This is a genomic window from Mesorhizobium sp. (assembly GCF_017306585.1).
Taxonomy (GTDB): domain Bacteria; phylum Pseudomonadota; class Alphaproteobacteria; order Rhizobiales; family Rhizobiaceae; genus Mesorhizobium.
Genome location: NZ_JAFKIC010000066.1, coordinates 1 through 6362, shown reverse-complemented (window position 1 = coordinate 6362; position 6362 = coordinate 1). Strand labels below are relative to the sequence as shown.

Sequence of the window (6362 nt, the reverse complement as noted above, 5' to 3'; positions counted from 1 at the left end):
ACAGCGCCCCCCTCTGTCCTGCCGGACATCTCCCCCACAAGGGGGGAGATTGGCAGCTTCACTGTCAGGAGTGACGCTGTGCAACTCTTTGCCGCGCATTGCGGCGCAGCTAGACTACACCACTCTTGTCCAAGGTGTGATCATGATCGTCCAGGCCTGCATCAACGGCGCGCGTCCGCGCGATTTCCATCCGGCGCTGCCGCTGACGGCGACGGCGATGGCAGCCGATGCGGCGGCCTGCCTGGCCGCCGGCGCCGCCGAGCTTCATATCCATCCGCGCGGCGCTGACGGGCGCGAAAGCCTGGCCGCCGTCGACGAAACGATGCTTGCCGTTCGCCAAGCCTGCCCCGGCACGCTGACCGGCGTGTCGACGGGCGCCTGGATCGAGAACGACGTGGAGCGGACCCGCGCGGCGATCGCGGCCTGGCGCGAACTGCCCGACTATGCCTCGGTCAATCTTTCGGAAGCCGACGCGCCCGGCGTGATGGAACTGCTGCGGGAGCGCGGCGTCGGCATCGAGGCCGGACTTGCCACGATCGCCGATGCCGAGCGTTTCGTCAGCCTTGCCGGCCATGGCCGCGTGCTGCGCGTACTGATCGAGATCGACATACCGGATCTGGCCGCCGCGCTGGATGAAGCGCATGGCATCGCCGCCGTGCTCGATCGCGCCGGTTTGCGCCGGCCCATCCTGCTGCACGGCGTCGACCTCACCGTCTGGCCGTTCGTGGACCTCGCGCGGCAACAGCGCTGGTCGACGCGGGTCGGGCTGGAGGACGGCAAGACGCTGGCGGACGGGACGGTGGCGAAGGACAATGCGGAGATCGTCAAGGCGGCTGTTGCGGTTTTTGCGGGGCGCGGCTGACCTTACGGCCTCGTCTCTTCCGGCGCGGAAAGCCTCAACAGCAACGCGGCCAGCGCGATCACCGGCGGGATGACGAAACACCAGACATTGGCAAGGGCAAAGGCCAGCGCCGCCGCCGCGCAGCCGGCGGCGAAGACTGCGACCGCCGCCGCCATGCGCCGCAGGCGGGTGACGAGTGCCGGTCGCGCTTCCGGCGCCACGCCGCCGATCAGGTCGGCAATGTCGATCATGATCTGGGTGGTGGTACCGGTCATCAGCGTCGAGGGCGGGGCGGCGGCGAGATGGACGCGGTGGACCGCGTTCTGGATCGCCATGGCGGTGACCAGCACCATGCCGGTGACGATCGCAGTCGCGCTGTCTCCATTGGCGAAAGGGCCGAAGCGGATCGCCAGCACGGCGCCGACGACGAGCAGCGCCAGCTTGGTTCCCAGCAACGGCCCAAGCGCCTGATGGCCTTTCGCGCGCAGGCGTTCGCCGGCCAGCCGGGTCAGGATAACGACGATGCAGAACACCGGCAGCGCCAGAAGCTTTGCCAGCACGCCCGAAATGCCAAGCACGAGCGAGGCGCCCAGGGTAACGAAATTGCCCGTCACATGGGCGGTGAACAGGCCCTGCAGCGCCAGGAATCCGGCCGTGTCGACATAGCCGCCATTGAGGCTCAACAGCAGCGGCAAGGTGGGCTTCATGGCGGCGTCTCGTGTCCCGGGAAGCGCCAGCCTCTCACATCCCGGGACGGTATTCCACTTGCGACTGGCTCTTGCTGCCGTTCGGTCTTGACCCGGCGCCTACCCCAGAATGATCCGTATCGCCTGGTCGACCACCGGATGCAGGCCGCTGGCCTGGAAGGACAGGCGGTTGCCGGAGCCGACATTGCTGGTCATGGCGATGGTGAGTTCCGTTTCGGGATCGTGCAGCATCACCGCGACGTAACCGGGAATGCTGCCCTGGTGGCCGTAGAAGGCGCGGTCGGCATAGGCGCTCTGGAACATGCCGGCGCCGGTTTCGCGCATGCGGGTGCCCGGGAAACTCGCCGGCACACGGTTCTCGAACATCTCGGCGAAGAAGGGCGGGGACAGGAGTTTTCCCGAAAACAGGCCGCGCATGAAGCCCACCATGTCGGATGGCGTCGACACCATGTCGCCGCAGCCATAGGCGGCGCCGTAAGGGAAAGCGTCGGAGGAATCCTGCAACTCCTCGGAGTAGGGCAGCACGCCGTCCATGCGCCACATCTCACCGCCCGAGGCGATGTCGGTGGGCGCGTTCGGCGCCGGCGGCGGCCGATGGTAGTAGCCGCGCACCATCGATTTTTCCGGAAAGGCCTCGGTCGCCGGCGACCATGTGTTCTTCAGCCCGAGCGGCTCGAGAATGGCGCTCCTGACATAGGCGCCCAGCGACTGGCCCGAAACCGCCTCGATCACCATGCCGGCCAGGACATAGCCGGTGTTGTTGTAGACGGCGGGTCCCCCGGGGGCCTTCTGCTTGTCGGAGGCAAAGGCGATGTCGACCAGCTGTTGCGGTGTCCACTGCCGGGTCGGGTCCATCGGAATGTAGTATTCGAACTCCGGCAGGCCGTTGCGATGGTTGACGAGCTGGCGCACGGAAATGGTTTTCGCGCCCGGCAGGTCCGGGAACCAGGCGGAGATCGGCGCGCCGAGGTCGAGCCTGCCGGTCTCGGCGAGCTTCACCAGGGCGGCGGCGACGAAGGTCTTGGTGCAGCTGCCGATCTTGAACAGCTGGTCCGATGTGACCGGTGTGCCATGCGCGCGGTCGGCGAGACCAGCGGTGAGGGCGGTCGGCGCGCCGCCTGTGGAATAGGCCAGCGAGGCTCCGACCGCGCCATCGGCGAGGTAGCTGGCGAGGAGGGATGTCAGGTCCTTGGGCATGATGGTCTCGCTTTGTCGTTTCGTTCTTCCCTTCTCCCCCTGTGGGAGAAGGTGGCCTCGCGAAGCGAGGTCGGATGAGGGGTGCTAAGCTTGGCACCCACCGTACTCTGTCCAACACCCCTCATCCGTCTCGGCGCTGCGCGCCGATCCACCTTCTCCCACAAGGGGAGAAGGGAGAGGCGCGGGGTTTCTACTCCGCCATGTCGACGGCGGCGAAATTCTGCCGGCCGAAGGGGTCGAGCACGTAGTTGAGCACGCTCTTGCGCACCGGGATCGCCACCACCGAATGGGCGATCGGCGCCACCGGCACTTCCTCCTTCAGGATAGCCTGCGCCTTGCCGTAGATCGCGGCGCGCTCCTTGGGGTCGTTGGCAACACGGCCTTCGTCCAGCAACTTCTCGAAATCCTTGTCGCACCAGCGCGAGCGGTTGGAGCCGCCCTTCACGCCATCGCAGGACAGGAGATAGCTCAGCATGTTGTCGGGGTCGCCATTGTCGCTGCTGCCGCCAAGCAGGAACGTGTCCTGTTCGCCCGCCGCGGTGCGCTTGAGATATTCGCCCCATTCGAAGGAGACGATTTCCGCCTGCACGCCGACCTTCGCCCAGTCGGCCTGGATCATCTCGGCCATGCGTTTGGCGTTGGGATTGTACGGACGCGACACCGGCATCGCCCACAGGCTGATCTTGAGGCCGCTTTCGTGGCCGGCTTCCTTCAGCAGCTTCTTCGCGCCGTCGGGATCGTAGTCGATGCCGGCGTCGGTGACGGCGCCGAGCTGCGCCGGCGGCACGACGCTGCCGGCCACGGTGCCCGCCCCGGCATAGACGGCTTCCACGATCGCCTTGCGGTCGATGGCTTTTGCCAATGCGGTGCGCACGCGCTTGTCGCCCAGCGGCGGGTGTTCGACATTGAAGCCGAGGATGCCGATGTTCTGGCCCTTGAGGTCGAGCACGTTGATGTCGGGATCGCTGCGCAGTTCGGCGACCGCGCTTGGCGGCGGCGGCGCCGCGACCTGGCATTCATTGGCCTTGATGCGCTCGACACGCGTCGTCGGCTCGGGCGTGATGGCGAAGACCAGCGTGTCGATCTTCGGCGCGCCGCGCCAGTAGTCCGGGTTGGCGGCGTAGCGGACCTGGCTGTCGGGCAAATAGGCCTGAAGCATGAAGGGGCCGGTGCCGACCGGCATGCTGTCGATCAGCTCCGGCGTGCCGGCGGCAACCATCTTCTCGGTCTGCTCCAGCGACAGGATGGAGAGATAGTCGAGCGCCAGCCCGGCGAGGAAGGTGACATTGGCCAATGTCAGCGTGAAGCGCACGGTGTAGTCGTCGACCTTTTCGATCTTGTCGATCAGCGTGCCCATGCCCAGCGCGTTGAAGTACTCGTAAGAACCGCCGCCGAGCTTGTGGTAGGGATTGCTGGCGTCGCGCTGGCGGTTGAAGGTGTAGAGCACGTCGTCGGCGTCGAAGTCGCGGCTCGGGGTGAAATGCTCGTTCGACTGGAATTTCACGCCGTGGCGCAGGTGGAACGTGTAGGCCTTGCCGTCCGGCGAGACGTCCCAGCTCTCGGCCAGCGCCGGCCCGACCTCGGTCGTGCCCGGCTTGAACTCGACCAGCCGGTTGAAGATCGTCTTGGCGGCCGCGTCCATGGTGGAATCGGCGATGCCGATCGCCGGGTTGAAAGTCTCGGGATTGGCTTCCGAGCAATAGACCAGGGTCTTGGCCAGAGCCTGCCCGCCAACAAGGGCGGACGAAGCCAGAACTGTCGAGGCAAGCACTGCGCGCAGAACGGTGGATTTCATCGCAAACGCTCCTGATGACACTTTACGGGTTCGAGGGAAGGGGCCGGGAAGTCATGGCGCCGGGGCCATGGCGAGAAAACGGTCGGGCGCCAGCGCCGCCGCGGTGACGCCGAGCGCGGCAAGATCAGCCGGCAGGGCCCCGCCGCTGATCAGCGCCGAGCCCAGCCGGGCCAGGGTCAGCGACACCTGGAAGCCGTAGCCGCCCTGGCCGCCGAGCCAGAAGAAGCCGGGCAGGCGCGGGTCGAAGCCGATCACCGGCGTGCGGTCGGGCGCGAAGGTGCGCAGGCCGGCCCATGGCGTCGAGGGGCGGCCGATGCGCATCGATGTCGCCTGTTCGATGCGGTCGACGGCGATGGCGACGTCGATGTCCTCGGGATAAGCGTCGCAGGGCTCGCTGTCCGTTTCCTCGGCGAGCGAGCCGATCAGCCGGCCGGCATCGGGCTTGAAGTAGAATTGTTCGTGCAGGTCGACCACCAACGGCCAGCCGCTGATGTCGGCGCCGGCGGGCGGATCGAACAGGAAGGCGGTGCGCCGCTTGGGCTGGAAGCCGAGGCCCGCCAGCTCGGCCATGCCGGCGACGACATCGACCCAGGCGCCTGCGGCGTTGACGACGATGTCGGCGGGGTAGACTGCGGTGCCGGTTGTGACGCTGAAGCCGTTGGCGGTACGGCTGATTTCGCGAACCTCTTCGCCGGTGCGGATGATGCCGCCGCCGGCCTTCAGCGCCGAGGCGCAGGCCGCCAGCATCTTGCCGGTGTCGACATCGACCGCGTCGGGTTCATAAACACCGCCGCACGTGGCCTCCTCGGCAATGACGGGAACCAGCGCGTGGAGCTCGGCCGCCGACAGGCGCCGCACCGAGGGCACCAGCGCCTGCAATTCGCCGGCCAGCCGGTCTATTGCCGCGTCATCGCCACGCCAGCCGACATGCAGCGCGCCACGCCGGTGAGCGACGAAACCGCCATCGACGATCTGCCGCCGGCTGGCCAGCGTCAGCCCGCGCACAAGGCGGTTGCCATAGGTTTCGGTGAACAGGGCGGCTGAGCGGCCGCTGGCATGGTAGCCCAGATGCGGCTCGCGCTCGAGCACGGTGACTTCAGCCCGGTCGCCCAAGGCAGCCCCCAGCGAGAGGCCGGCAATGCCGCCGCCGATGACGACGATTTTCTGGGGAGATTTCGACTGCATCCATCAGTCGTAAAAATAATTTCGTATCCCGTCAATATTTAGCGTATAAGAAAATTATTGGCGTTGTTGATGGCGATAAGGAGTTCGACTACCTAGGGTGGAACGGCGCGACCTCGCGCCATGGAGCTGGCAATGTCGGAGCAACCGAACCTCGGTGATTGTCTGCGCGCCTTGCGAAAGACGCATGGCTGGACCTTGCAGGAGGTCAGCGCGCTGACCGGCGTCGCGGTGTCGACCCTGTCCAAGGTCGAGAACGACCAGATGTCGCTGAGCTACGACAAGCTCCTGCAGATCTGCGAGGGGCTCGGCATCCATGTCACGGAACTGCTCAGCGGCGACCGCAAGCAGCCGGCGGCGCGCACCCGCCGCTCGGTGACCTCGCAGGCCAACACGCTGCGTCAGCTGACCCGCAATTACGACTACCGCTATCTCGCCACCGACCTGGTGCGCAAGCGCATGGTGCCCATCCACGCCTATGCGCGCGCCCGCACGCCGGAAGAGTTCGGCCCGCTGACCAGGCATGCCGGCGAGGAATTCCTGATCGTGCTCAAGGGCGAGATCGAACTCCACACCGACCAGTACGCGCCGGTGCGGCTCAAGGCGGGCGAGAGCGTCTATATCGATTCCACCATGGGCC

6 protein-coding genes are annotated in these 6362 nt (G+C 66.6%); 2 read left to right on the top strand and 4 right to left on the bottom strand.

The window, feature by feature from the left end; all coding sequences use genetic code 11:
• The first annotated feature begins 142 nt into the window (after positions 1–142).
• A complete protein-coding gene (locus tag J0I79_RS02450; RefSeq protein WP_292855139.1) occupies positions 143–862 on the top strand; it encodes a 3-keto-5-aminohexanoate cleavage protein in 720 nt (239 codons plus the stop codon).
• A gap of 2 nt (positions 863–864) precedes the next feature.
• Here J0I79_RS02450 and J0I79_RS02445 read toward each other — a convergent pair whose 3' ends face one another.
• From J0I79_RS02445 to J0I79_RS02430, 4 genes are all read right to left on the bottom strand, one after another.
• The gene (locus J0I79_RS02445) at positions 865–1548 is read right to left on the bottom strand and encodes a YoaK family protein (protein ID WP_292855137.1); all 684 of its coding nucleotides are present in this window, start codon (positions 1546–1548) and stop codon (positions 865–867) included.
• Positions 1549–1647: 99 nt separating this feature from the next.
• The gene (locus J0I79_RS02440; RefSeq protein ID WP_292855135.1) at positions 1648–2745 is read right to left on the bottom strand and encodes a serine hydrolase domain-containing protein; all 1098 of its coding nucleotides are present in this window, start codon (positions 2743–2745) and stop codon (positions 1648–1650) included.
• A 190-nt stretch (positions 2746–2935) separates the two neighbouring features.
• Entirely contained in the window at positions 2936–4540 is a 1605-nt protein-coding gene (locus J0I79_RS02435) for an ABC transporter substrate-binding protein (RefSeq protein WP_292855133.1), read from the bottom strand.
• A gap of 51 nt (positions 4541–4591) precedes the next feature.
• On the bottom strand, positions 4592–5725 hold the full coding sequence (locus J0I79_RS02430) for an FAD-binding oxidoreductase (protein ID WP_292855131.1): 1134 nt from the start codon (positions 5723–5725) through the stop codon (positions 4592–4594).
• Between the two features lie 132 nt (positions 5726–5857).
• Here J0I79_RS02430 and J0I79_RS02425 point away from each other — a divergent pair.
• A partial coding sequence (locus J0I79_RS02425) for an XRE family transcriptional regulator (RefSeq protein WP_292855129.1) occupies positions 5858–6362 on the top strand: 505 nt, incomplete at its 3' end.

Excerpts from the sequence above, each read along its gene's own strand:
- J0I79_RS02450 (WP_292855139.1), top strand. The coding sequence starts at position 143 with ATGATCGTCCAGGCCTGCATCAACGGCGCGCGTCCGCGCGATTTCCAT.
- J0I79_RS02445 (WP_292855137.1), bottom strand. The coding sequence starts at position 1,548 with ATGAAGCCCACCTTGCCGCTGCTGTTGAGCCTCAATGGCGGCTATGTC.
- J0I79_RS02440 (WP_292855135.1), bottom strand. The coding sequence starts at position 2,745 with ATGCCCAAGGACCTGACATCCCTCCTCGCCAGCTACCTCGCCGATGGC.
- J0I79_RS02435 (WP_292855133.1), bottom strand. The coding sequence starts at position 4,540 with ATGAAATCCACCGTTCTGCGCGCAGTGCTTGCCTCGACAGTTCTGGCT.
- J0I79_RS02430 (WP_292855131.1), bottom strand. The coding sequence starts at position 5,725 with ATGCAGTCGAAATCTCCCCAGAAAATCGTCGTCATCGGCGGCGGCATT.